Origin of the sequence: Planktothrix sp. FACHB-1355, assembly GCF_014748295.1 — a bacterium.
Taxonomy (GTDB): Bacteria; Cyanobacteriota; Cyanobacteriia; order Cyanobacteriales; family Aerosakkonemataceae; genus Aerosakkonema; species Aerosakkonema funiforme_A.
Genome location: NZ_JACJUP010001135.1, coordinates 1 through 2263, shown reverse-complemented (window position 1 = coordinate 2263; position 2263 = coordinate 1). Strand labels below are relative to the sequence as shown.

The following is a 2263-nucleotide window of genomic DNA, read 5'->3' as shown; positions in this document are numbered from 1 at the left end:
TCTGGGGCAATTTGTACTGCCCGACAATTCGCTTAGCATATTCTGGCACATGGGCTTCTAATTTTTCTGGGTGATGCCGCTGCACATACAAATAGTTACGAGTGAAATGGGAATCGATCGAAAAGCGGGCATATTCCAATCCTTTGGGGCCGATTTTTTCGATAACGACGCCCATTAGTTTAGCTGCCCACATGGGAAGGGTTACGCCTTTATCGTAAGCGGGAATGCTTTGCTGGACGGCGTTGCGCCTGTCACCTTGCGACATTACTGGTTGAGTTTCTAGTTTATCCATTACGAGTTCGAGCATTTCCTGACCCGTGTTATTTCTGACTACTATCCACTGCCAACCGAAGGGTGCGCCCATGTAGCCGACGACTAAATCTGCCAATCCATTAACGTAATCAAAACAACTCATGCAGGAAGGAGCAAATACATCTTTTAATTCTTTGGTATTCAAACCAAAAAACGGTACTTTTTCAATGGAACCGTCTTCGTGTTTGAAGTGAACTTGGAAGTCTTGCATGAATTCGTAATATACCACTGTTTCGGGCGAGCGACTGGTGGTATCGAGGAATTTTTGCAGTCCGGCGCGAGTGACGTTATCGACACAGGGAGTACCCAAAACGTAGAGTTTTTCTAAACCTAATTTTTTCTCCACTGCACGCAAGGCTTGAATCTGACAGCCGACGCCAATTACTAACAGTTTTTTCATGCCAGATTGTGCGATTTGTTCCAGCACGGAAAGGTTAGGCGAAAGGGTTGGTTTATTCACCCGCGCTGCCAGGATTTCTGCTGGGGTACGGGCAATTATTGGCATTGGTTGAAAGCGGTCTTCTTTGGTATTCTGGACGCAGACGACGCCTTCGACTAAGTTGCGATTGAGCATTTCGATCGCAATGGTACTGACAATCCCCGTCCACTGTGCCCCTGGAATGGGCTCGATTTTGCGTGCTGCCATCATGTTTTGATTGACACCAAAGTACCAATCATCGGGGTTATCCAGGTTGCGACTGCGCCCGTGAATTTGTTCTTCCAGTTCGGCTATCTGCTGATTGATGAAAGCGCAAGCTTCCTTGACATAATGGACATAATATGTATCGCAAAGGCCGCATTCGCTACACAGTTCTTTGGCGGGGCGACGGCTACCCGGTTTGAGGGCTTTGGCTTTTTTGTGCTGGGGGGAGTCAACTGAGAGGGTCATAAATTGCTTTTCTTATTCAGAGATAGCTTTTATTACGATACCGTTAGAAGTCATAGTGTAGAAACCGGGTTTCTTTGGTCATCGGTCATTACCTAGCCTCCACGCTGACCCTAACCTTTGTTTCCTTTTGCTTTGGAACTCGTGGGAAAAGTAAGTTTTTGGGATTTTTACCGCAGATATCTACAAATGAACGCTTCGGAAGGCAGATAGATGGAGATGTTTGCTTCGTTAGAGATGTATTTTTCGGATAAAGTATTGTTATCAATTGAAATTTAATTGGAATCCAAGCAAAAAATTTTTAATGTCGATCGCGATAGGGCTATTGAGCCAAGTAGCAGTAGAGGCTAAATAATCAGTAAATGTACGTATTGCCCGACAAGGTAAGTTTTGAATAAAATTTTATTTAGGCTGTAATATCTACAGTTATCAGTGCGAGCGGTAATTAGGAGAATAATCTTTATGCAAAATATATTTGAAAATGCCAAAAAACTAATGGCAATGTTCTTGGTTACATCGCTTGTAGTTACTACCAACATAATAAACTTTCCCGACCCTGCTTGGGCAGAGGTAAGTACAATAATAAATGAATCGAGCAATAACTGTAATTTGAGCAAAAGCTGCATTGGTGAAATAACAACGGTTAATGCTGAATCTTTTACAACAAATCCAACAGAGCAAACCAATGCAATAAAAATAGAGGAACAAAAAAACGGGTCTAACTTAAGCACAGTACCAGAAGCAGTTGTTGACGGTCTATTTTTGACTGCTGGTATTATATTAGGTATTATTCTTGCGCCATTAATAATTGTACCGTTAATATTGGCAACAAACGACGAAAAGGCTGAATACACGACCGATAAAACTATAAACGATAACAGTGATAGCCACAATACAACAAACTATAATTGTTATGCTTTTTCCAATTGCTCTTCTAAATAAGGTGCAGCTTTGATTGCCAGTGGAACTGCTGTCGGTGTCAGTATATATGCAATAGTGGGAGGAATGGGATTAGTCGGCGGATTTGGAGGAATCGGCATCGGTATGGCACCTGTTGCCGCTGCT

General features: G+C 42.8%; 2 protein-coding genes. One reads left to right on the top strand and one right to left on the bottom strand.

All coding sequences use genetic code 11. The features are described 5' to 3' along the window. The coding region (locus tag H6S82_RS29910; RefSeq protein ID WP_191057228.1) for a Coenzyme F420 hydrogenase/dehydrogenase, beta subunit C-terminal domain at positions 1-1201 on the bottom strand (1201 nt) is incomplete at its 3' end. Between the two features lie 459 nt (positions 1202-1660). Here H6S82_RS29910 and H6S82_RS29905 point away from each other — a divergent pair. Further along, positions 1661-2140, top strand: coding sequence for a hypothetical protein (locus H6S82_RS29905; RefSeq protein ID WP_190470740.1), 480 nt, complete (start codon positions 1661-1663; stop codon positions 2138-2140). Positions 2141-2263 lie beyond the last annotated feature (123 nt).